This window comes from Azospirillum canadense (genome assembly GCF_025961225.1).
GTDB classification, from domain to species: Bacteria; Pseudomonadota; Alphaproteobacteria; order Azospirillales; family Azospirillaceae; genus Azospirillum; species Azospirillum canadense.
The window spans coordinates 2327797-2349509 of the sequence record NZ_JAOQNG010000001.1 but is presented as its reverse complement, the minus strand read 5'-3'; the positions used below and the strand labels follow the sequence as shown (position 1 = coordinate 2349509).

Here is a 21713-nt window from a genome sequence, read left to right as displayed (position 1 = left end):
GGCCCCGAGTTTGGGCGCGGAGTCGTCGGTTGATGGATGAGGGCCGATGGACGAGCGGTATCTGAGGGCGATCCGCAACAAGCTGGTCAAGCACCAGCAATGGCTGGCGCGCGACCCCAGCATGAAGGGACGCTGCGCGGACCTCAGCTTCCACAACCTGTCGCGGCTCGGCCTCAACCGCATCAACCTCAGCGGCGCGAAGCTCAGCGGCGCCAACCTCTCCGCCGCGCGGCTGGCTGGCGCGGAGCTGTCGAACACCGACCTGTTCGCCGCCGACCTGTCCAAGGCCGACCTGACCGGCGCGTCCCTGGTCGCCGCCGACCTGCGCGGGGCGCGGGTGGAGGGCGCCACGCTGACCGGGGCCAACCTGCGCGGCGCCGACCTGCGCCAGGGCATGATGCTGGGAACGGACGAGCGGAAGCCGGCCGGCAACGCCGACGGCAGCACGACCTTCATCGGGTCGAAGATGGCGCGGGCAATCCTCGCTGAGGCCCGCATGGCGCAGTGCGACTTCTCCGGCTGCGACCTGGAGGGGGCGGATTTCTCCAACGGCGACCTGTCCGGAGCGGTCCTGATCGGGGCGAACCTGGTCGGCGCGGTGATGGAGCGTGCGGCGCTCGACGGCGTGCTGCTGTGCGGCGCCCGGCTGGACGAGGGGCTGCGCCAGCGGCTGGAGCGGCGGGGGATCGACGTGGACGGCACGGGGCTGGTCAGCCCGGCCGGTCGGCTGGCCGACGCCATCTCGGCCCACCAGCTTTGGGTCGAGCGCAGCGGCGGGACGGGTGCCCGGCTGGAGATGCAGCGCGTCGACCTGCGCGGCTATAACTTCGCCAACCAGCTTCTGGCGGGCAGCGTGATGCGCTTCTGCGGGCTGCGCGGGGCCGACTTCTCCGGGGCGAAGCTGGTCATGGCGGACCTGTCCTACTGCGACCTTCGGGACGCGGACTTCACCAGCGCCGACCTGTCCGGCTGCAACCTGCGTGGCTCCAACCTCGCCGGGGCCAAGCTGTGGCGGGCCAAGCTTCGCCCCGTGGACCTGGCCGGCGACGGAAGCCGGCTGTGGCCGACCAACCTCGCGGAGGCGAGCTTGACCGGTGCCGACCTGCGCGACACCAGCCTCGCCCGCGCGATCCTGCACGGCGCCGACCTGACGCGCATCCGCGCGACGGTGGACACCCTGCGCGGCGCCGACCTGTCCTTCGCCACCGCTGTGGAGCCCCTGTACGCGTGAGAGATCACGCGCGAGGGATTACGCGGTTACCGTGATGCGCCTGGCGACGATGTCGCGCCGGGCTGCCTCCACCGCCTCCAGCATGGCGGGGGTGAGCAGGGAGCGGTTGTTCTCGTCTACCGCGTAGTCGACCCCGCCCTCGGCCAGCCCCAGCGCGCGGACGCCGGGCGTCCAGCGTCCGACACGGCCTGCCTGAAAGGCGCTTTCCACCGCCAGATCGACTCGCTTCAGCATGGAGGTCAGGATTCGGCCGGGATAGAGGTGGTTCTGGTTGCTGTCGACCCCGATGGCCAACCGTCCCGCGTCGTTGGTCGCGGCGAAGATGCCGAAATTGGACACGCCCGCCCCGGCGAACACCACGTCGGCGCCGCGCTGGAACTGCGCCTTCGCCACCTCCGCCCCGGTCGTCGGGTCGTTGAAGGCGGCCGGCGTCGTGCCGACGAAGTTGACCAGCACAGTGGCGTCCGGCCGGGCGTGCCGCGCGCCCTGCTCGAACCCGGCGATGAACTTGCGGATCAAGGGGATGTCGAGCGCCCCGATGAAGCCGACCGTCCCGGACTGCGACGCCAGCGCCGCCAGCACGCCGACGAGGAAGGACCCTTCCTGCTCCTTGAAGGTCACCGACTGCACGTTCGCGGCCTCCACCACCGCGTCCACGAGGGTGAAGCGGACGGCCGGATGCTTCGGCGCCAGCATCGCAAGCGGTGCTGCGTAGTAGAAGCCGATGGTCGCAAGGTCCGTCACCCCGCGCCGCAGCAGGGACGTCACCGCCTGGGCGAACTGCGCGGTGCTGGCCGGCAGGTACTCCAGATAGGGTACGCCGCTGGCCGCCTTGAAGCGCTCCGCCCCGGCCAGCGCGCCTTCGTTGAAGCTCTTGTCGAACTTCTGCCCCACGGCGTAGACGAGCCCCGGCGTGAAGCCCTGCGCGTGAGCGGGCAATGCCGAGGGAGAAACAGCAAGGCAGGCGAGGCCGGCGGCGCCCAGCGCGAGGACGGAGCGGCGGTCGGGCAGGGTCATCGGGCGGGTTCCGGCGTTCGGGTTTGCTGGATCAGCGCCACGTGCCGTGCCCGCAGCGGCGCCAAGGTGGGGAGGGGTGCGGTCGGTGGCCGCTCGATCAGGCGGGCGTCGGCACGCCCTGTGTCGGCGAGCGCCGCGCCGGGAAACGTTGCCACGGTATGGCCGAGTGCCGCCGTGAAGTCGGCGTCGGACAGGCCGCTGTAAGGCCGCCCGTCGGCGCCGCGCAGGTTGAGGAACAGCATGCTGTCGCCGAAAGCTGTGTATCCCCCGCCAAGCCCGGCATCGAGCGCCGCAGCGGCCAGGAAGAAGCGTTGGGCGAGGTCCGGCGTCAGCGTGCCGTCGGGAAAGCGGATCAGCGCGTAGCCGGTGGCTCCATCGGCACTGGAGAAGTCGGCGACCAGCACGCTGTCCTGGTTCAGCACCCAGGCCAACGCCGCAGCGAGTCCATCGGCTGGCCCATCGGGCAACGTTACCGCCATGTGCAGCGATGGGTTGGTGCGCAGCTGGTAACCACCCATGCGCATCTCAATCGCGGCCCCGGCCGCGTCGACTCCGCTCTCCCGAAGCACAGCTGGCACAAGGTCGTTGTATGTCCGCTCGGTCAGGCGCTGGCGCGCTTCGTAGGGCAGGTCGGCGGGAACATCATCGGTCACTGCCTCAAAGAAGAAATGCTGCACCACCGCCTGGGCCAGGGCTGGCGTGATAGGGGTGAGCAGGGCCAGGAGCAGAAGCAGGCGGGCCAGGAGGAGCAAGGGCGCAATGCTCGGCGGGCGGGAGGGGCACGACCACTGTAAACGGAACGGGCTGCATGACGCATAGGTCAATTGCATAACCCAAGCGTCTGGACGCCGCGCCCGGCATATGTGATAGCATGGGTGCAAGAGGCCGGTCCCGGCGCACAGTCATCCGGGGCACGGCTCGCAACATTGGGGAGGAACGCCATGGCCGGCACGCGGTCGCTTCAGGGGAAAACGCTGTTCATCACCGGTGCCAGCCGGGGCATCGGCAAGGCCATCGCGTTGCGCGCTGCCCGCGACGGCGCCAGCATCGCCATCGCCGCCAAGACCGCCGAGCCGCACCCCAAGCTGCCCGGCACCATCTACTCCGCCGCGGAGGAGATCGAGGCCGCGGGTGGCAAGGCGCTTCCCATCCTCTGCGACATCCGGGACGAGGCGCAGGTGGCCGACGCGGTCGCCAAGACGGTGGAGGCTTTCGGCGGGATCGACATCCTGGTCAACAACGCCAGCGCCATCAGCCTGACCGGCACGATGGAAACGCCGATGAAGCGCTGGGACCTGATGATGGGCGTTAACGGACGGGGCACTTTCGCCTGTTCCCAGGCCTGCCTGCCGCACCTGCTGAAGGCGGATAACCCGCACATCCTGACCCTGTCGCCGCCGCTGAACCTGAACCCGCGCTGGTTCCAGCATCACACCGCCTACACCATCGCGAAATACGCCATGAGCCTGTGCACGCTGGGCATGAGCGCGGAGTTCCGCGGACGGGTGGCGGTGAACTCCCTGTGGCCGCGGACCATCATCGGCACGGCGGCCGTCGCCATGTTGAAGGGTGCGGCTGAATTTGAGAACTGCCGAAAGCCCGACATCCTGGCCGACGCCGCCCACGCCATCCTGACCCGGGACGCCAAGACCACCGCCGGCAATTTCTTCATCGACGACGAAGTGCTGGCGGAGGAGGGGATCACCGACCTCGACCAGTACGCCGTGCGGCCGGGCGCGGAACTGGCGCCGGACATCTTCCTGGACTGACGCCAAGGGCGCTTGCCTTCCGCCCTCCCAAGTGGTTGTATTATGCAACCATTTGAGAGGGGTTTGGTCATGACCAGTGCGATTCACGCCGGGGAGGTCGGTGCGGTTCGCGACGCCTCGCGGCGGCTGGTGCGGGAACTCGGGTTTCTGCGCGGCACCCTGGCCGGCACGGCCCTGCCGCCGTCGGCGGTGCATGCGCTGGTGGAGATCGGCCGCCGGGGATCGATGACCGCCGTGGACCTCTGCGAGGTGCTGGCGCTGGAGAAGTCGAGCGTCAGCCGCATGCTGGGCAAGCTGGCCGCCGCCGGGGAGATCGTGGCGGAGGCGCACGGCACCGATGGGCGGATCAAGCCGCTCTCCCTGACGGCGAAGGGGCGGGGGACGCTGGAGGGCATCGACCGCTTCGCCCGAACGCAGGTTGAGGACGCGCTGGCGCTCCTGCCCGCGGCGGAGCGCTCGGCCATTGCCGACGCGCTGGCCTCCTACGCCGGGGCGCTGGCCGCCGGACGGACGGGGCGGGAGCCGGAGCCGGCGCGCCCGGCGATCCGCTACGACGAGGGCTATCGGCCGGGCGTGATCGGGCGGGCGGTGGAGATGCACGCGCGCTATTACAGCCGGACGGCGGGCTTCGGCCGCGTCTTCGAGCGCCGGGTTGCGGCGGACATGGCGGCCTTCGCCGAGCGCATGGACTGCCCCGCCAACGGCTTCTGGAGTGCGTCGGTCGAAGGTGCGGTGGTCGGCACGGTGGCCATCGACGGCGAGGACCTGGGGTCGGGGCTGGCCCACCTGCGCTGGTTCATCGTCGACGACGGCCTGCGCGGGGCCGGGGTCGGGCGCGCGCTGCTGGAGCGGGCCATGGAGTTCTGCGACCGGCAGGGCTTCGCCGAGACGCACCTGTGGACCTTCCGCGGCCTGGACGCCGCGCGCCACCTCTACGAGGCGAACGGCTTCACGCTCGCCGAGGAGTGGCCCGGCAGCCAGTGGGGCGCCGAGGTGACCGAGCAGCGCTTCGTCCGGCCGCGCCGGGGGTGAGCCCGGCGCTTCCCGTCGTCAATGCGCTCCCCTCAATGTGCCTCATCCCAGTTGTCGCCGATGCCGGCTTCGGCGACCAGGGGGACGCCGAGGGTGGCGGCGCCTTCCATGACCTCCCGCACCAGCTTCGCCGCAGCCTCCGCCTTGGCCTCCGGCACCTCGAACAGCAGTTCGTCGTGGACCTGGAGGAGCATGTGGACGTCGTCGAAGCCGGCGTCCTTCAGGGCGGCGGGGACGCGGGCCATGGCGCGCTTCATGATGTCGGCCGCGGTGCCCTGGATGGGGGCGTTCGTGGCCTGGCGCTCGGCGAAGGCGCGGCGGGCGGCGTTCTTCTCGTGGATGCCGGGGATGTAGCAACGCCGGCCGAACAGGGTCACCACATAGCCGTGCTGCCGGGCGAAGGCCTTGGTCGCCTCCATCCACACCTTCAGCTCGTGGAAGCGCTCGAAATACGCCTTGATGAAGGCGTTCGCCTCGCCGGGCATGATGCCGAGCTGCCGCCCGAGCCCGAAGCCGGAGATGCCGTAGATGATGCCGAAGTTGATCGCCTTGGCCTTGCGCCGGATCTCCGAGGTCATCTGGTCGAGCGGTACGCCGAAGACCTGGGACGCCGTCGCCGCGTGAATGTCGATGCCGTCCTGGAAGGCCTGTTTCAGTGCGGCGATGTTCGCCATCTCCGCCACCAGCCGCAGCTCGATCTGCGAATAGTCGACGGAGATCAGCTTGTGCCCCGGCGCGGCGACGAAGGCGCGGCGGATCTTGCGCCCTTCCTCCGTACGGACGGGGATGTTCTGCAGGTTCGGGTCGGTCGAGGACAGGCGGCCGGTGTTGGTCACCGCCATGGCGAAGGCCGTGTGCACCCGCTCGGTGCGCTCCGTGATCTGGGCCTGGAGCGCGTCGGTGTAGGTGCTCTTCAGCTTGGCGAGCTGGCGCCAGTCCAGCACCCGCTGGGCGATGGTGTGGCCCTGCTCCGCCAACTCCTCCAGTACGCTTGAGTCGGTGGAGTAGGCGCCGGTCTTGCCCTTCTTGCCGGTGCCGAGCTTCAGCTCGTCGAAAAGAATCTCGCCGAGCTGCTTGGGCGAGCCGATGTTGAAGCTGCGGTTGGCGAGCTTGTGGACCTCCGTCTCGATCTCCGCCAGCCGGACGGCGAGGTCTTGGGACAGGCGGGCCAGCGCCGCGCGGTCCACGCGGATGCCGCAGGATTCCATATCGGCGATGACCGGGACCAGCGGGCGCTCCAGCGTCTCGTAGACGGTGACCATGCGGTCGTCCACAAGGCGCGGCTTCAGCACCCGCCACAGGCGCAGCGTGATGTCGGCGTCCTCCGCCGCGTAGGCCAGCGCCTTGTCCAGCGGCACGCGGTCGAAGGTGATCTGGCTCTTGCCCGTGCCGCAGACCTCCTTGAAGGGGATCGGCGTGTAGGCGAGGTGCAGCTCCGCCAACTCGTCCATGCCGTGGCCGTGGGCGCCGCCCTCCAGCACGTAGGAGATCAGCATGCTGTCGTCCACCGGCGCCACGCGGACGCCGTGCCGGGCGAACAGCTGGTGGTCGAACTTGAAGTTGTGGCCGATCTTCAGGACCGACGGGTCTTCCAGAACATCCTTCAGCGCGGCCATGACGTCGGCGGCGGGGATCTGCGGCGGTGCCTCCTGCGCGTCGAAGGACAGCTCGCCCGCGGCGGCGGCCCCGGCCGGCTTGTGGGCCAGCGGGATGTAGCAGGCCAGTCCCGGCTCCGTCGCCAGCGAGATGCCGACCAGCGTCGCGGTGGCGGGCGTCAGGCTGTCCGTCTCCGTATCCACGGCCAGGATGCCGGTGGCGCGGGCGCGCTCCACCCAGGCGGTCAGGGCGCCGAGGTCCTGGACCAGTTCGTAGCGCTTATCCACGCCCGTCGGCGCGGCGGGGCGGCTGCGGGTTTCGCCCGCGGGGGCCGGGGTCGGCGTTGCGGTCGTCGATGCCGCGGCGGGGGCAGGCGAGGCGGCGGCGCCGTCGGCGATGGTGCCGTCCTTGCGCATCTCCGCCTCGACCCGGCCGACGATGGTGCGGAAGCCCTGGGCCTTCAGGAAGTCGATCAGCTTCTGGTGGTCGGGCTCGCGGACGCGCAGCTCGTCCAGCGGCTTCGGCGGCGGGGCGTGGTCGTCCAGCAGGACGAGGCGGCGGGAGATCCGCGCCTGCTCCGCGTAGTCGATCAGCTTCTGCCGGCGGGCCGGCTGCTTGATCTCCCCGGCGCGGGCCAGCAGGGACTCCAGGTCGCCGTACTCGGTGATCAGCTGGGCCGCGGTCTTCACGCCGATGCCTGGCACGCCCGGCACGTTGTCCACGCTGTCGCCGGCCAGCGCCTGCACGTCTACCACCTTGTCGGGGGCGACGCCGAACTTCTCGAACACCTCGTCGGGGCCGATCGGCTTGTTCTTCAGCGGGTCGAGCATCCGCACGCCCGGCCGCACCAGCTGCATCATGTCCTTGTCCGAGGACACGATGGTCACCTCGCGCCCGGCCTCGTTCGCGAGGCGCGCGTAGGTGGCGATCAGGTCGTCGGCCTCGTACCCCTCCAACTCCAGGCAGGGGAGGCAGAATGCCTCCGTCGCCTCCCGGATCAGGGCGAACTGGGGCTTCAGCTCCTCCGGCGGTTCCGGCCGGTGGGCCTTGTATTCCGGGTAGAAGTCGTTGCGGAAGTTCAGCCGCTTGGAATCGAAGACCACCGCCACCGCCGAGGCCTTCAGGTCCGCCAGCAGCTTAAGCAGCATGTTGGAGAAGCCCAACACCGCGTTCACCGGCGTCCCATCCGGCCGGTTCAGCATCGGCAGGGCGTGGAAGGCCCGGAAGATGAAGCCCGACCCGTCCACGAGGTACAGGCCGCTGCCGTCCCCGGCGGGGGCGGCGGTGGTCGTTACGGTTGCTTCGGCGGTCTGGGCCTGGGCGGTCTGGTCGTCGGACATGGCGCGGTCTCTTCCCTTTGGGGCGCTACCATGGCCGAAGGCGGGCCGAGAGTCGAGGGGGGTGCGGACGGGCGGGCCGATGGGCGGAATGAAACGTCGTGAAACGCTATGAAACACGAAACGCGGTGATGTCGCATTGGGCGGATCTCGCCCCTTTGTGACTTTGATCCTAGCGGATTTGGGGGCTGGGCGCAACCGGGGCGGTGGTGAACCATAGAGACACGGAGACACAGAGGATCGATGCGGAAAGGCGCCGGGCGGGGTGGTGAGGCGCCGGGTATGGCTTGCGTGATTCTCTACATTTGCATGCGGCAATAGGCGCGCCTGCGCTTCACCGGGATCGTCGTCAGGATGTGCATGCCTTTTGATGAGGCCGACCGGCCGCTCATTGAAAAACCTATCATCCGGTGATAAGTGTTGTGACGGCGGGAGCGGGCATGACCAGCGACGAGTGGGGAGTGCAGGCGCTTCTCGACATGGACGGGCAGTGCGGTGAGGTTGGCGGTGGCTACTGGTTCAAGATTGAGGCGCGCAGGGTGACGCCGTCGCCGTCGGTGCCGCATGGAGTGAAATACTCGCTGACCCTGCACACCCTGGAAGGGCCGCGGGTCTACGCAATCGACAACGCCCACGCCCCGAAGCTGACCGGGGAGCGGAGCGGGCCTGGGAGAGTGCGTCGCGTCGAATACGACCATCAGCACCTGGGTGATCGGATCAGCTACTACGAGTACAGATCGGCGGAGGATTTGCTGTCCGATTTCTTCGCCAAGGTGGACGCCGTGTTGACGGGGAAGGGAGCGCGGTCATGACCGAGCGGGTGGTCAAGGTGGGAATCGCCAGTTATGAGCAGCAGAAGGCCCGGCTGATGTCCATCGCCCGCGGCGAGCGCAAACCCTCGCCCGACGAACCGAAGATCTGGTTTTCCTCGATTGAGAGCTTTGCGCAGGTGCTGTCCACGAAGAACCAGCTTCTGTTGGAACTGATCGCGGCGGAGAAGCCGTCTTCGGTCGCGGAACTGGAAACGCTGAGCGGGCGCAAGGGGCCGAACCTGTCGCGGACCTTGAAGACGCTGGCCCGGTTCGGGTTGGTGGAGTTGCACCGGCAAGGCCGGACGCTGGTTCCGCGGACGGTGTATGATCGGGTGTCGGTGGAGCTGCCGCTGCTGGCTACGACGTCGAATGGAGAGCGGCGCGGGGTGGAGTGACGCTTTACGTGCATCTGTGTCTCCGTGTCTCCGTGTCTCTATGGCGATATCGTGATAGACAGGTGGGAGCGTAGTTAGGTAGAGCGTAAGCGAAACCCAAGAGACGTCACAGAAAAACACGAGTTATCGTTCAATATGCGCGCTCAGTGCACAAAATCCGCCCATACCGGCTTTGCAAAATCCAATATGTCCAAAATTATTACCTTCAGATTAGAAGCTTGAGCAGATTATAAAAATTTTCATTTTTCCTCAATCGATATACCAAATTTCTTGACTCGATGAGCATTGATTCGTGATTCTCCAGCAATTCTCCTCAGAGCATCCTTTGCGCGCGCCGATATCTCTTTTATGTTCTTGGAGGTTGGTTCCATTATATCAAATTGCAGACATCCGCTGATAATTGTTCTAAGCTCTTTGCCCCGATGTTGCTTAAAGATTTTATAGTACTCGTCAACTGCCATTTCAGCTAGTAAAGCTAGGTCGCTATCGTTCCAGCCACTCTTAAGTTTGAGCATAATTTCAGGTATATTGGCTTCTTTATTTGCTCCAAAAAATCTCTTTTTGAATTCATTCTTCAATTCAGCGTCAGTTATTTCATTATGAAAAGGATAACTATTCAAATTCAAAGAAGCTTTTTCATCGTTCAAAGCTTCAAAGTAGCATGCTACGATTTCAGATGCTTGCTCGTTCCGATGTAGATCTCGGAATATTTCAACCGTTGAATTAACATTTATAGGTGATATGTATTTTGCATTCTTTTTGAATGAAGAATAAATTTCATCGAGAACTTCTTCATGGTCATTATCGAAAGATTCGTGATAGCGTCTCCAGGCTTCTTCGAACGATCCACCTGCACTAAGCGCTTCCATTTTTTCGTGCAGTGCTCTCCCATGCTCGAGTATTTTGGTAAGATCGAAGTATCCATTTCTTACCCCTTCGGCAAGGACTAGATCAAATTCATCTGCCCGCCAAAATCCATATGATTCAAGCAAAGCGTTCCACGCCGCCTCCTTTGTGGGCAGATTGTCGTTCTTCGATCGACCAAAAAGGCTCCTTCTTTCGTTGCTGACTATAAAATCGAGACTGGGAGCTGTTTCGCGTTGATAGAAAGCCCACCCAAAAAGGACTAGTGACATTAGTATTTTTCTAAGTACCCCATCATTAAAACCACTTACAGTGGGATAAACTTTGTGCGCTAGACGATCAATCTTCTTTATTACCCTGATATTGGAAATTCCGAGAGTGACGCATAGCTCGGAGATGCTATGCGCAATATTACCCGAATTTTCCAGGGCAATGGACGTCGATTCTTGTGGTGTCGGTTCATAAGATATTAAAAGATCTACGACCTTATCGAGGTGTTCATGGAAATTATCTCTGGATTTATCATCTAGCTGTTCATTGTTCAAAATAAGAGCCACCTTGCAACTGCGTTGCTCTTTGAGAAAAGATACTAGACCAAGAACATCCGCAATATCCAACTTGCTGCCGCGACGCTCAATATCGTCAATGCAAATTATCTGTTTACGTATAGTTAAAAACGAGAGCGCGGCAGGAGTGTCCCCGCCCGTAAAGTTCTTAATCAATGGAATGGACTGGCCATATCTCGCGAGTTTTCTCCACGACCCTGAACTGTTTTCTATAAATCCGTTCAAGGTGTTGATGTCAGCATTGAAATCCCCTGTAGCTGTTGGGACAACATTTTCAAATATCGCGTATTTTAGATCATCAAGAGAGCCAATACCGAAAAGACTGACATATGAATAGCGCTCAAGAGCAATATTTTCTGATCTCTGCGCCTCTTCAAGTTGTTTTCTCCATACATGGGTTTTCCCAACACCCCATTTTCCGCTAATGCATAGAACTTCCGCGTCTTTTCTTCCTAAGAAGCTCAGCAACTCGCTCTTAATAAGCTCCGTGGACATGATAATCCTCGCCGATTGCACCGAATTTTATCAATATAAAGCTCGACCCAGACTAAATTATTTTAGGCTCTCTTGCGGTTATTTATAACTCAATAACTCGCTGGGGCTATCGGCGCTTGACTCCCATTGCTCTCCGCCACGAACCGCTCAAACGCGTCCACGTCCAACGGCCGGCTGATCAAGAACCCCTGGATCCTTGTGCAGCGCTGCCGGCGCAGCATCTCCGCCTGTTCCTCCGTCTCCACGCCCTCGGCGATGGTGTCGAAGCCCAGGCTGTCGGCGAGGTTTACGATGGTGCCGACGATGGCCGGGTCGGTTGCCGATTGGACGATGTCGCGGACGAAGCTGCGGTCGATCTTCAGGGTGTTGATGGGGAAGCGCTTCAGGTAGGCCAGCGAGGAATAGCCGGTGCCGAAGTCGTCGATGGACAGGCGGACGCCGATGTCCTTCAGGCCGTGCAGGATGGTCACCGCCTTTTCGATGTCGCCGATCATGGCGCCTTCGGTCAGTTCCAGTTCCAGCCGTTCGGGCGGAACGCCGGTGGACTCGACCACGTCGCGGACGAAGGAGACGAGGCGGGCGTCCTGGAATTGGCGGGGCGACAGGTTGACGGAGACCGAGGCGATGTCCAGGCCGGCGCCGATCCAGCCGGACAGGCGGCGGCAGGCGTCCTTCAGGGTCCAGGCGCCGATTTCCCAGATCAGGCCGGTTTCCTCGGCCAAGGGGATGAACTCGGCCGGGCTGACCAGGCCGCGGTTGGGGTGGCGCCAGCGGATCAGGGCTTCGGCGCCGATCACCCTGCGGCTGCCATGCTCCATCTCCACTTTGGGCTGGAAATGCAGTTCGAACTCGTCGCCCGTCGCGGCGGCGCGGCGGAGGTCGCTCTCCAGGCCCAGGGTGAAGCCGGTCCGCTCGCGCATGCCGTCTTCGTAGAAGACGAACTTGCACTCCGGGTTGCGCTTCGCATGGTACATGGCGAGGTCGGCGTTGCGCAGCAGCTGGTCGGCCGTCTCGCCGTCGTCGGGGTAGAAGGCCACGCCGATGGAGGCGCCGCAGAAAAGCTCCTGGTTGTGGACGGCGAAGGGCTCGCCCATCGAATAGAGGATCTTCTCCACCAGACGGGCGCCCGACGCGCGGTCGGCGGCGTCCGGGGCCACGATCAGGAACTCGTCGCCGCCCAGCCGGCCCACCGTGTCCGACACCCGCGTGCAGTTGCGCAGGCGCTTCGCCACCAGCTTCAGAAGGTCGTCGCCGGCGTGATGGCCCAGCGTGTCGTTCACCTGCTTGAAGCGGTTCAGGTCCAGGAAGGCCACCGCCACCTTGGTGCGCATACGCTGGGCGCGGGTGATCGCCTCCTCCAGCCGTTCGCAGACCAGCCAGCGGTTGGGCAGGTCGGTCAGCCGGTCGAAGCTGGCTTGGTAGCGGATCTGGTGTTCCTGGTACTTGCGCTGGCTGATGTCGGCCAGCGTCAGCACGTAATGCTCCAGCGCGCCGCCCGGCGCGCGCACCGCGGTGACGGACAGGGACGCCGCGAAAGCGTCGCCGGAATGGCGGAAGCTGGTCACCTCGCCCTGCCAGCGCCCGTCGCGGCGCGCGGCGCGCCAGATGTCCTCGATGAAGCTGCGCTCGTGCGAGCCCGGCGCGAACAGGACCAGCGGACGGCCCAGCAGTTCCTCTGGCTGGAAGCTGGTCATCATCTCGTAGGCCGGGTTGACCGCCTGCACCGACATGTCCGGATCGACGATCAGGATGCCGTCCGCCACGCTTTCGAACACCGTGGCGAGCAGGCGGATCTTCTCCTCGTGCTGCTTTCGCTCGGTGATGTCCTGGACGGTGCCTTCGTAGTAGCGGATGCGGTTGGCGGCGTCGCGCACGCAGCGCGCGTTCTCGGCGATCCAGATGATCGAGCCGTCGCGGCGGAAGACGCGCGCCTCGAAGTTGGTCACCACGTCGCGCTCCGCCATCAGGCGGGCGAAAGCCTCCCGCTTGCCGGGATCGACGTAGAGTTGCCCGGCAATGTCCGTCAGGTTGTCGGTCAAGTCCTTCGGCGAGCCGTAGCCGTATATCCGCGCCAGCGCGGGGTTCACCCGCAGGTAACGGCCGTCCACCGTGGTCTGATAAATGCCCTCGACCGCGTTCTCGAAAATACTTCTGTACTGCTCTTCCGTCTCTTGGCTCATGGATCGGGCCTCATCTGACGCAAGAGCGGCACCTTCGGGGAACAGCATTATTCGAACTCGAACGAAGGATTTCGACTCGTGCCTCTTTTTGCGCTGCGAAAAAGTAGAAAGCGGATCGCGGCGCACGTCAAGGCAGATCGTTTTATATTTTTCACAATTGCAATGAAAGGGCCATCGTGGCCGGTGCGGCATCGTTCCGCAGCGGGAACGAGCGGGCAAAAAGAAAGGACCGGATCGCTCCGGCCCTGGTTCGTGCTGGTGAGGGTGCCCGGCCTCAGTGGCCGTGCGTGCCCGTCTTGGCGCCTTCCTTCAGGATGTACCGGCGCGAGCAGTAGGGGCACTCGGCGCGGCCCTCGGCGCTCAGCGTCAGGTAGACCAGCGGATGGCCCAGCGCACCGCCGCCGCCGTCGCACCCGACGGTCAGGGTTTCCACTTCAATCGTTTCGATCGGCTGCATGGCAGACATCCTCCACTTTGACACACTCGCGCGATAACGCCATCGTTAAGATGCCCACCGAATGAGGCACGCGCGCGGGCGGGCCGGATCATACCGAACGCGCCGCACGGATCAAGTGATTGGACTCGGGTCCCCAAAGCTGGGAAGCTTCGGGGACTCTGGGCTAGACCGGAAAGGCCACGTTTCGACCCACATGGTTGCGCACGCCCCCCTCAATCCCGTCAACCTGCCGGCCCACGCCGTCGAGGTCCGCGGCCTCACCAAAATCTATCGTCCCGCCGGAAAAGCCGGCCCGAAGCACGCGCTGAAGGGCATCGACCTGGCGATTCCGCGCGGATCCCTGTTCGGCCTGCTGGGGCCGAACGGCGCCGGGAAGTCCACGCTCATCAATATTTTGGCCGGACTCGTCAACAAGACGGAGGGCGACGTCTCCATCTGGGGGACGGACATCGACGCCCATCCCAGGCAAGCTCGTGCTTCGATCGGCGTGGTTCCCCAGGAACTGAACATGGACCCCTTCTTCACCCCGCGCGAGATGCTGGAGCTGCAGGCCGGCCTGTACGGCGTGCCGAAGGCGGAGCGCCGGACGGAGGAGCTGCTGGACGCCGTGGGTCTGAAGGACAAGGCCGACGCCTACGCGCGGTCGCTGTCCGGCGGCATGAAGCGCCGGCTGATGGTCGCCAAGGCCATGGTGCACAGCCCGCCCGTGCTGGTGCTGGACGAGCCCACCGCCGGCGTGGACGTGGAGCTGCGCATCCAGCTGTGGGAACACGTGCGCAAGATGAACCGCGAGGGCACCACGGTCCTGCTGACCACGCACTACCTCCAGGAGGCGGAGGAGCTGTGCGACACCATCGCGATCATCAACCACGGCGCGGTCGTCGCCTGCGAGCCGACGGCCAAGCTGCTGCGCCGCGTCGACGCCAAGGCGCTGACCATCACCGTGGACCGCGATCTGGACGCCGTGCCGGCCGCGCTGTCGGGCTTCACCGCCGAACTGGCGGACCCGCGCCACATCGTCGTCCGCTACCAGCCGAGCCGGCAGCGGGTGGACGGCGTGCTGGCCGCGCTGGCCGCCACGGGGCTCGGCGTCATCGATCTCAGCACCGAGGAATCGGACCTGGAGGACATCTTCCTGCAGCTGACCGGCGGTGCGCACGCGCGCGGGGAGGGTGTGCACAATGCAGCTTAGGGGGGGGCGGCTGGGGGGCCGGTTTCGGGGACGGTTCAGGGCGGCGGTCATGGTCATGGGGATGGGGTTGGTGCTGTCGGCCTGCACCGCGACCTTTCAGCCCATGGGCAACGCCATCACGCAGCCGCGCCTGACCGACCAGGCCTTCGTCGCGGCGGACGGGTTCGAACTGCCGATGCGCGCCTGGCTGCCGTCCGACGGTCGCGTCAAGGCGGTGGTGCTGGCGCTGCACGGCTACAACGACTACTCCAACGCCTTCGAGGGCGCCGGGCGCAGCCTTGCCACCCACGGCGTCGCCACCTACGCCTACGACCAGCGCGGATTCGGCGCCACGCAGAACCGCGGCATCTGGCCGGGGACGGAGACGCTGGTCGCCGACGTGCGCGCGGCGGCGGAGCAGGTGCGCGCCCGCCACCCCGGCGCGCCGCTCTACCTGATGGGCGAGAGCATGGGCGGTGCGGTGGTGCTGACCGCCATGACCTCCCCGAACCCGCCGCGCGCCGACGGCACGATCCTGGTCGCCCCGGCCGTGTGGGGGCGCGAGACCATGGGCTTCGTCCCCCGCGCGCTGTTGTGGGTCAGCTACAACCTCATGCCCGGGATCGTGGTGCACCCGCCGAAGGACCTGAAGATCCAGGCATCCGACAACATCGAGATGCTGCGCGCGCTGGGCCGCGACCCGCTGGTCATCAAGGGCTCCCGCGTCGACGCGCTGGAAGGGCTGACCGACCTGATGGGATCCGCGCTGGCCGCCTGCGGCCGGATGGAGGTGCCGTCGCTGGTGCTGTACGGCGCGCACGAGGAGGTGCTGCCCAAGACGCCGGTGCACCGCGCCATCCGCGACTTCGAGGCGCACGCGGGGAACGTGGTCGCTGTCTATCCCGACGGCTGGCACATGCTGCTGCGCGACCTGAAGGGGCAGGTGGTGTTGGACGACATCGCCACCTGGATCCGGGACCCCAAGAGCCCGCTGGTCAGCGGCGCCGACCGCGGCCCGCGCGACCTCGTGGCGGCGAAGTAGGGGGCCTCGGAAGGGCGCCGAAAAAAGTCGAAAGGAGTGTTTGCACTCCGCCAACGACTTCGCTATGGTGCGCCTCCACCACGCTGGACCCGTAGCTCAGCTGGATAGAGCGCTGCCCTCCGAAGGCAGAGGTCGTACGTTCGAATCGTATCGGGTCCGCCACAAATTCAGGCTAGAGCGTTGATTTCCTACGGAAATCCGCTCTAGCCTTTTTGTTTTTCCCCACATTTTCCGCTCAAGGATCGGCGCGGTGGCCGGTCCGAAGGCGGCGGCGCGGACGGCGCTGCCTGCCCCGCAATTTCGGATACATCCAATGATTGATCTCGGGGCGTAGGAAGAGCCCCAACGGGTCGCTCCGCCAAAACGGGCATCACCCGTGGGCGTCATTGAGAATGCATGGCCGTGACCAGAGATTTGCAACTATTGGTCAAAACCGATAGCTGATGGAGCCTAGTAATGGCTATTCTCTGGGGCAGTGCCAACACGCTGAACGGCGGGGCGGGCGACAATACAATTGGTAGAGTTGGCGGTGATTTCCTGGCTGGCTCCGCTGTTACTACGGTGGAGCGCGTCAGCACGGCGGCCGACGGCACGCAGGCCGACGATGCCAGCACCGGCGTGATTTCGGCGGACGGACGCTACGTCGCCTTTTCCAGCGGCGCGAGCAACCTGGTGGCCGGCGACGACAACGACCTGCCGGACCTGTTCCTGCGCGATCTGCAGACCGGCACCCTCACGCGCATCGACATGCCGGCCTCCGACGAGAACCAGTCGAGGCAACTGGGCGTGGTCGGTTTCTCGGCCGACGGGAGCAAGCTGCTCTACACCAGCGTCGACCCGGTCTCAGACGCCTACAGCAGCCCGCGCACGGTCATCCACATCCGTGACGTCGCGACCGGGGCCGAAACGACCCTGAACGGCGGCGCCAACAGCATCGCCAACCTCGCCCTCGCGGCCGACGGGAAGACCCTGTCCTACGTCAGCACCGGCCTTGGCATCCATCAGGCACAATCGACGTCGGTCGTCCTCCGCGACCTTGAGACGGGATCGTTCAACGCCTACGGCAACTCCGATTCCCCGGCACCGTTCACGGCCACGGCCCCGGTGCTGTCGTCCGATGGGTCGGTCCTCGTCTACACCAACAACGGGGCGCTGCGCCTTCTCAACCGGGAGACCAACCAGGTCGACCGGATCGACCGGCTTCCGGACGGCTCGCTTCCAGACGGGGGCATGTCGACGGCCCAGGCCCTGTCCGCGGACGGCCGCTATCTCCTCTTCACCAGTGACGTGGCCGGTCTCGACGCGAACAACAGCGGGTCGGCGGGCGTGTATGTCCGTGACCTGACGACGGGCACCACGCACCTGGTCAGCACGGCGGCCGACGGTACCCCGGCCGACGGCACGAGCTACGGCGTCACCTTCGGCCCGGACGGGAAGTCGGTCCTGTTCACCAGCTACGCCGGCAACCTCGTGGACGGCGACACCAACGGCACGAAGGACGTGTTCCTGAAGGATCTGGACACCGGCGTCATCCGGCGCGTAAGCCTCGGGGCCGACGGCAGCCAGCTGAACGCCGACGTCACCGGCGAAAGCCTGAGCGCGGACGGCACGCGGCTGCTCTTCGCCACGATGGCGGACAATGTGGTCGACGGCGACACCAACGGCTTGACCGACCTGTTCGTCGCTACGCTGAACCGGTCGTCAGGCGGCAATGCCGGCGCGCCGCCGGACACCACGCCGCCGGACACCGCGCCCCCGACCGACACCACCACCACCACGCCGCCGCTGGACACGCGCCCCTCGACCGACATGCAGCGGGTCGTGGACGGCGTGACCGAAACCGTGAAGGCCTATGCCTACGACGGGCCGGTCCCGACCCTGAAATGGGCCTTCATGGGGGACGGCCGCAACGAGGTCATCAAGGGCTCGGCCGACAACGACTTCATCAACCTGCTGGGCGGCACCGACGCCGCGGACGGTGGGGCGGGCGACGATGTGCTCGACGGCGGGTCGGGGTCGAACTGGCTGGTCGGCGGTGCCGGCAACGACACCTTCTTCATCGACGGCCGCAACCCGGACGCGACCTGGTCCACCATCATGGACCTGGAGAAGGGCGAGTGGGCGACCCTGTGGGGCTACAAGTCCGGCACGTCGAAGCTGACCTGGGAGGAGATGGGCGGCGCCGACGGCAACAAAGGCGCCACGGCGCACGTGGACATCAACGGCGACGGCACCATCGATGCCAGCGTGACCTTCGCCGGAAAGGCGGTCGGCGCCATGTCCTTCACCACCGGCAGCTCGGACGGCCAGAACTACATCGCCTTCATCAACCTTTGATGCAGCGCGTTGCGCCGCCGCCGCTTACCCCAGCCGGAAGGCGAGGTAGCGGTCGGCGCCGCTCTGGCCCGGTGTTGCGACGACGCCGCCCACCGCTCTGCCGGCGAAGGTGATGCTGAGGTCGACGGAGCCGTTGCCGTCGATGTCGATGTGGGCGGTGGCGCCCTGGTAGCCGTCGGCACCCTGCATGTCGGCCCAGGTAACGGTGGATGTGCCCAGCGTCCAGCCCCAGGCGGTGACCCACTCCCCAGTGGTGAGGTCGGTGACGGTGGACCAAGTGGTGCCGGCGACACGGCCGTCGACGAAGAAGGTGTCGTTGCCGGCGCCGCCGGTCAGGAAGTTGGAGCCGGTGCCCCCGTCCAGCACGTCGTCGCCGCCCTGGCCCGCCGCCGCGTCGTCGCCGTCCAGAAGGTTCAGGAAGTCGGACTCGTCGCTGCCGATGGCGGCCTCGCCGGCGGACCGGCCGACATACTGGTTTTTCAGCCAGGGAACGGGGCCGGCGTAGCGGTCCATCTGGACCTCGTGGTCGCCGTCGCCGTCCTTCACCAGAAGGCGGCGGTTCGGGTCGGTGGGCGTGACGGTGAACAACTGGGCGCGCACGGCGGAACCGGAGATGTCGGCACCCGTCAAACTGCCGTCGGATCCGCTGCTGTCGGTCCAGGCGGCGACCATCGTCCCGTCGGGCAGCACGGCGAGGCTGGGGCTCGCCTGCGCGTTCGCGGTGGTCGTGTTGACGAGGAATTCGGAGCCGACCCGGGCGCCCGATGCCGCGAACGCCTGGGCGCGGACGGCGCTGCTGCTGTTGTCGCCACCAGTCAAGCCGGTCCCAATCTGGTTGTCGTCGGTCCAGGCGACGATGAAGCCGCCGGTGGGCAGCGCCGCGACCGTGGGACGCGACTGCGACCCGACGGTTGTGCTGTTGACGAGGAATTCAGGCCCGACCAGATTGCCAGCGGCGTCGAACCGTTGGCCATGGATGTCCGTTTCGCCCGCCGTCAACCCGGCCTTGCCCACGGTGGTCCAGACGGCGATGAACCCGCCGCCGAAAAGAGGCGTGACGTCCGACCAGCCGGACGACCTGTTCGTCAACAGGACGTTGGTTTTGTCGTTCAGGGTGACCAGCTTGGCCACGGTCACGTCCGGGCTCACCTGGATACCGCCCACACCGGGCGACAAGCCGAAGCCCGCTCCGACCTTGGCGCCGGTGGCGTCGAAGGCCTGGCCTGCGATCCCGGCGGATCCCAGCGCGATGTAGCTCCACGTCACGGCAAAGCCGCCGCCGGGGAGCGCCGTGACGTCGGGCGCCGACGCGTAGGGACCTTCCGAGCTGTAGACGAGGATTCTGGTTTTGTCGATGAGGAGGGGCGGTGCGTTCCCCCCGATGAAGAACTCTGCGCCGAGCTTGGTTCCGTCGGCGGCGAATCTCTGACCATAGGCCGCGGCGTTGACGATCCAGGTCACCACGAAGCCGCCGCCGTCCAGACCGGCGACCGCCGGAGAGTCCTGGCTGCCGGCCGTGGTGGTGTTGACGAGGAATTCACCGCCGACCTTGGCGCCGCGGGCGTCGTAGAGTTGGGCGCGCACCGCCGTTCCGCTGCTGTCGTCGGCGCTACGGCTGCCGTCCACCCAGGTGACGACGAAGCCGCCGCCGGTCAGCGGGGCGACGGCGGGAGCGGACTGGTCGCCGGTGGTCGTGGCGTTCACCAGGAATTCCGTGCGGAAGGGGCTGACGGGCATCGCGGCGTCTCCTGTGCTCGGGCGCGCTGCGCAAGGCGTTTGGCGGCACCATCCTGTTGCACAACTGCGGTGTATAAATTGTAAATCCGCTCAACCGACGGTCCATGGACGCCCACCCCGTTCGGGCTTTGCAAAAAAGTGACGGGGCGATGTCGATTTCCCTTGAGCGAGGGCAGCGGGGCGGCTATATCAGCGCTCCCGCGTCACCCCAAGAGACGCGGGGATGAAGTAAAAGACACGCGCTTGTGGCGGAACTGGTAGACGCGCTAGGTTCAGGTCCTAGTGGCTGAAAGGCCGTGGGGGTTCGACTCCCTCCAAGCGCACCATCTTCTCCGGTGAATACTGGGAAGAGTGTCTGGAAGAGCATCGTGGGGCCATAGCTCAGCTGGGAGAGCGCTACAATGGCATTGTAGAGGTCAGGAGTTCGATCCTCCTTGGCTCCACCATCTTCCTCCCCCGGTTCGGGGGCTTCAGCAAAGCGAGACGATCCAAGGCCTGGACGGCGACCGCCCTCCGGGCCTTCGCTTTTTTGGTCCATCGGGCTGGCTTTCAGGGCGGGTCGAGGTTTTGCAGCGCCTCGTCCAGGCCCAGCACGCGTTCAACCGAGGCCGCCCACTGCGCCACGTTCGCCAGGTTGTCCACCGGCCAGGACAACGCCGCTACCGTCTGCTGGAACGCCTGGGCGGTCTGCATCAGCACCCCCAGCGTGATCCGCCCGGCGATGTAGCCGGGGGCCGCGACCAGGATGGGGAAGGCCGTCGACAGCACGGAATAGGCCGCGCCGAAGCTCATGACGCCGGTCAGCGCGTTGGTCTGGCGGTTCCAGCCGCGGCGCACGCCGGTGAACAGTGCGGCGAGGCGGTTGCGCTCCGCCGGTTCGCCGTGCAGCGCGGCGATGGCCGGCGCGTTCTCCCGCACATGGGCGAGGCCGAAGCGGAAGCCGGCCTCCCAACCTTGGCGGCGTTCCACGGCGCGCACCAGCGGCCGCCCCAGCAGCATGGCCGTTCCGGCGCCTGCCGCGGCGAAGAGCAGCGCCATGACCAGCAGATAGCCGGAGATCACCAGCGTGACGCCGGCGACCTCCAGTTCCGCCGGGCCGGACAGCGCCCACAGGATGTTGGTGAAACCGGCCAGCAGCAGCGCGCAGTAGGTGAGGGAGTGGCCGAGATCGATGGCAAGCTCTGTGGCGATCCGGATGTCCTCCGCGATGCGGCCGTCGGGGTTGTCGAGGCCGTCAGCGAGCGCGGCCAGCCGCTCCTCCCGCCCGTCGGACAGCCAGCGGTCCAGCAGCCTGCGCGTCAGCCACGCCCGCCAGCCGAGTTGCAGCCGGCGCTTCACCCGCAGGTGCGCCACCGTCACGCCGACGCTGAACAGGATGATGCCGCCGGCCGCCAGGATCATCGTCAGCAGCCGGTCGGGTGCGCGCTGCTCCAGCGCGTCGAACAGGCGCTGGCTCCACAGGTTGATCATCACCGGCACGAACACCTGGGCCACGGTGAGGAGGAAGAGCGCGCCGGTCAGCAGCCACGCCGGCCAGCCGCCCGGACCGCGCCAGTAGCCGCCGGCCAAGCCGAGGAAGCGGCGGCCGAGCCCGATCGCGGTCCTGAGGGAAACCTTCGCTGCCATGACGCCGCGGTCTCCAACGCCGTCCTTGGGGACGGCCAGACTTGAAACG

At 65.9% G+C, this 21713-nt stretch carries 16 protein-coding genes and 3 tRNA genes; 11 read left to right on the top strand and 8 right to left on the bottom strand.

Annotated elements, in window-relative coordinates; all coding sequences use genetic code 11:
- Positions 1 to 46 precede the first annotated feature (46 nt).
- Positions 47 to 1231, top strand: a complete 1185-nt coding sequence (locus tag M2351_RS11145; protein WP_264656139.1) for a pentapeptide repeat-containing protein — start codon at positions 47 to 49, stop codon at positions 1229 to 1231.
- Between the two features lie 18 nt (positions 1232 to 1249).
- Here the strand turns inward: M2351_RS11145 and M2351_RS11140 are convergent, their stop codons facing one another.
- Together M2351_RS11140 and M2351_RS11135 are read right to left on the bottom strand one after the other, a co-directional pair.
- Complete coding sequence (locus tag M2351_RS11140; RefSeq protein WP_264656138.1) at positions 1250 to 2248, bottom strand: BMP family lipoprotein; 999 nt, start codon at positions 2246 to 2248, stop codon at positions 1250 to 1252.
- Entirely contained in the window at positions 2245 to 3000 is a 756-nt protein-coding gene (locus M2351_RS11135; protein ID WP_264656137.1) for a hypothetical protein, read from the bottom strand. Before M2351_RS11135 ends, M2351_RS11140 begins: the two co-directional genes overlap by 4 nt.
- Before the next feature lie 189 nt (positions 3001 to 3189).
- On the opposite strand from M2351_RS11135, the gene M2351_RS11130 reads away from it, so the two are divergent.
- Positions 3190 to 4017, top strand: coding sequence for an SDR family oxidoreductase (locus tag M2351_RS11130; RefSeq protein ID WP_264656136.1), 828 nt, complete (start codon positions 3190 to 3192; stop codon positions 4015 to 4017).
- A gap of 69 nt (positions 4018 to 4086) precedes the next feature.
- Positions 4087 to 5049: a bifunctional helix-turn-helix transcriptional regulator/GNAT family N-acetyltransferase gene (locus tag M2351_RS11125; protein WP_264656135.1), complete on the top strand. Its 963-nt coding sequence runs from the start codon at positions 4087 to 4089 to the stop codon at positions 5047 to 5049.
- Between the two features lie 32 nt (positions 5050 to 5081).
- Here the strand turns inward: M2351_RS11125 and polA are convergent, their stop codons facing one another.
- The gene (polA, locus tag M2351_RS11120; RefSeq protein ID WP_264656134.1) at positions 5082 to 7985 is read right to left on the bottom strand and encodes a DNA polymerase I; all 2904 of its coding nucleotides are present in this window, start codon (positions 7983 to 7985) and stop codon (positions 5082 to 5084) included.
- 437 nt (positions 7986 to 8422) lie between these two features.
- Between polA and M2351_RS11115 the strand changes: the two genes are divergently transcribed.
- Positions 8423 to 8794 carry a DUF6516 family protein gene (locus M2351_RS11115; protein WP_264656133.1) on the top strand — a complete coding sequence of 124 codons (372 nt, stop codon included), beginning with the start codon at positions 8423 to 8425 and terminating at the stop codon, positions 8792 to 8794.
- The gene (locus M2351_RS11110; protein WP_264656132.1) at positions 8791 to 9189 is read left to right on the top strand and encodes an HVO_A0114 family putative DNA-binding protein; all 399 of its coding nucleotides are present in this window, start codon (positions 8791 to 8793) and stop codon (positions 9187 to 9189) included. Before M2351_RS11115 ends, M2351_RS11110 begins: the two co-directional genes overlap by 4 nt.
- Before the next feature lie 239 nt (positions 9190 to 9428).
- On the opposite strand, the gene M2351_RS11105 is transcribed toward M2351_RS11110, so the two are convergent.
- The 3 genes from M2351_RS11105 to M2351_RS11095 all read right to left on the bottom strand — a co-directional run bounded on the left by M2351_RS11105 (position 9429) and on the right by M2351_RS11095 (position 13760).
- Complete coding sequence (locus tag M2351_RS11105) at positions 9429 to 11114, bottom strand: P-loop NTPase fold protein (protein WP_264656131.1); 1686 nt, start codon at positions 11112 to 11114, stop codon at positions 9429 to 9431.
- An 89-nt stretch (positions 11115 to 11203) separates the two neighbouring features.
- Entirely contained in the window at positions 11204 to 13294 is a 2091-nt protein-coding gene (locus tag M2351_RS11100; RefSeq protein WP_264656130.1) for a putative bifunctional diguanylate cyclase/phosphodiesterase, read from the bottom strand.
- Positions 13295 to 13568: 274 nt separating this feature from the next.
- The gene (locus M2351_RS11095) at positions 13569 to 13760 is read right to left on the bottom strand and encodes a zinc-finger domain-containing protein (protein ID WP_406567376.1); all 192 of its coding nucleotides are present in this window, start codon (positions 13758 to 13760) and stop codon (positions 13569 to 13571) included.
- A 184-nt stretch (positions 13761 to 13944) separates the two neighbouring features.
- Between M2351_RS11095 and M2351_RS11090 the strand changes: the two genes are divergently transcribed.
- The 4 genes from M2351_RS11090 (at position 13945) to M2351_RS11075 (ending at position 18301) form a co-directional block, all read left to right on the top strand.
- Entirely contained in the window at positions 13945 to 14943 is a 999-nt protein-coding gene (locus M2351_RS11090) for an ABC transporter ATP-binding protein (protein WP_264656128.1), read from the top strand.
- Between the two features lie 49 nt (positions 14944 to 14992).
- The gene (locus M2351_RS11085; protein ID WP_264656127.1) at positions 14993 to 15964 is read left to right on the top strand and encodes an alpha/beta hydrolase; all 972 of its coding nucleotides are present in this window, start codon (positions 14993 to 14995) and stop codon (positions 15962 to 15964) included.
- A gap of 85 nt (positions 15965 to 16049) precedes the next feature.
- A tRNA-Arg gene (locus M2351_RS11080) sits at positions 16050 to 16126 on the top strand.
- A gap of 294 nt (positions 16127 to 16420) precedes the next feature.
- Positions 16421 to 18301 carry a hypothetical protein gene (locus M2351_RS11075; RefSeq protein WP_264656126.1) on the top strand — a complete coding sequence of 627 codons (1881 nt, stop codon included), beginning with the start codon at positions 16421 to 16423 and terminating at the stop codon, positions 18299 to 18301.
- A gap of 24 nt (positions 18302 to 18325) precedes the next feature.
- Here the strand turns inward: M2351_RS11075 and M2351_RS11070 are convergent, their stop codons facing one another.
- On the bottom strand, positions 18326 to 20038 hold the full coding sequence (locus M2351_RS11070; RefSeq protein WP_264656125.1) for a calcium-binding protein: 1713 nt from the start codon (positions 20036 to 20038) through the stop codon (positions 18326 to 18328).
- A gap of 239 nt (positions 20039 to 20277) precedes the next feature.
- On the opposite strand from M2351_RS11070, the gene M2351_RS11065 reads away from it, so the two are divergent.
- A tRNA-Leu gene (locus M2351_RS11065) sits at positions 20278 to 20364 on the top strand.
- 44 nt (positions 20365 to 20408) lie between these two features.
- A tRNA-Ala gene (locus M2351_RS11060) sits at positions 20409 to 20484 on the top strand.
- A 103-nt stretch (positions 20485 to 20587) separates the two neighbouring features.
- On the opposite strand, the gene M2351_RS11055 is transcribed toward M2351_RS11060, so the two are convergent.
- Positions 20588 to 21664 carry an ABC transporter ATP-binding protein/permease gene (locus M2351_RS11055; RefSeq protein ID WP_264656124.1) on the bottom strand — a complete coding sequence of 359 codons (1077 nt, stop codon included), beginning with the start codon at positions 21662 to 21664 and terminating at the stop codon, positions 20588 to 20590.
- Positions 21665 to 21713 lie beyond the last annotated feature (49 nt).

Excerpts from the sequence above, each read along its gene's own strand:
- M2351_RS11145 (WP_264656139.1), top strand. The coding sequence starts at position 47 with ATGGACGAGCGGTATCTGAGGGCGATCCGCAACAAGCTGGTCAAGCAC.
- M2351_RS11140 (WP_264656138.1), bottom strand. The coding sequence starts at position 2,248 with ATGACCCTGCCCGACCGCCGCTCCGTCCTCGCGCTGGGCGCCGCCGGC.
- M2351_RS11130 (WP_264656136.1), top strand. The coding sequence starts at position 3,190 with ATGGCCGGCACGCGGTCGCTTCAGGGGAAAACGCTGTTCATCACCGGT.
- M2351_RS11125 (WP_264656135.1), top strand. The coding sequence starts at position 4,087 with ATGACCAGTGCGATTCACGCCGGGGAGGTCGGTGCGGTTCGCGACGCC.
- polA (WP_264656134.1), bottom strand. The coding sequence starts at position 7,985 with ATGTCCGACGACCAGACCGCCCAGGCCCAGACCGCCGAAGCAACCGTA.
- M2351_RS11115 (WP_264656133.1), top strand. The coding sequence starts at position 8,423 with ATGACCAGCGACGAGTGGGGAGTGCAGGCGCTTCTCGACATGGACGGG.
- M2351_RS11110 (WP_264656132.1), top strand. The coding sequence starts at position 8,791 with ATGACCGAGCGGGTGGTCAAGGTGGGAATCGCCAGTTATGAGCAGCAG.
- M2351_RS11105 (WP_264656131.1), bottom strand. The coding sequence starts at position 11,114 with ATGTCCACGGAGCTTATTAAGAGCGAGTTGCTGAGCTTCTTAGGAAGA.
- M2351_RS11100 (WP_264656130.1), bottom strand. The coding sequence starts at position 13,294 with ATGAGCCAAGAGACGGAAGAGCAGTACAGAAGTATTTTCGAGAACGCG.
- M2351_RS11095 (WP_406567376.1), bottom strand. The coding sequence starts at position 13,760 with ATGTCTGCCATGCAGCCGATCGAAACGATTGAAGTGGAAACCCTGACC.
- M2351_RS11090 (WP_264656128.1), top strand. The coding sequence starts at position 13,945 with ATGGTTGCGCACGCCCCCCTCAATCCCGTCAACCTGCCGGCCCACGCC.
- M2351_RS11085 (WP_264656127.1), top strand. The coding sequence starts at position 14,993 with ATGGTCATGGGGATGGGGTTGGTGCTGTCGGCCTGCACCGCGACCTTT.
- M2351_RS11075 (WP_264656126.1), top strand. The coding sequence starts at position 16,421 with ATGGCTATTCTCTGGGGCAGTGCCAACACGCTGAACGGCGGGGCGGGC.
- M2351_RS11070 (WP_264656125.1), bottom strand. The coding sequence starts at position 20,038 with ATGCCCGTCAGCCCCTTCCGCACGGAATTCCTGGTGAACGCCACGACC.
- M2351_RS11055 (WP_264656124.1), bottom strand. The coding sequence starts at position 21,664 with ATGGCAGCGAAGGTTTCCCTCAGGACCGCGATCGGGCTCGGCCGCCGC.